Source organism: Staphylococcus sp. EG-SA-14, from assembly GCF_017151935.1.
Classification (GTDB): domain Bacteria; phylum Bacillota; class Bacilli; order Staphylococcales; family Staphylococcaceae; genus Staphylococcus; species Staphylococcus aureus.
The window spans coordinates 1-237 of sequence record NZ_JACVZM010000121.1; the positions used below are offsets into that span (position 1 = coordinate 1).

Consider the following 237-nt stretch of genomic DNA (forward strand, 5'->3'; position numbering starts at 1 on the left):
GCATGATGCTAATTTCGTGGCATGGGGAAAATCCGTAGATCTGAAGAGACCTACGGTTCTTTTTATATAGAGCGTAAATACATTCAATACCTTTTAAAGTATTCTTTGCCGTATTGATACTTTGATACCTTGTCTTTCTTACTTTAATATGACGGTGATCTTGCTCAATGAGGTTATTCAGATATTTCGATGTACAATGACAGTCAGGTTTAAGTTTAAAAGCTTTAATTATTTTAG

1 protein-coding gene is annotated in these 237 nt (G+C 33.3%); it reads right to left on the bottom strand.

Translation table 11 applies throughout. The features are described from left to right. Window positions 1-237: DDE-type integrase/transposase/recombinase (locus IDG63_RS14615; protein ID WP_206176513.1), on the bottom strand; the 237-nt coding region annotated here is incomplete at both ends.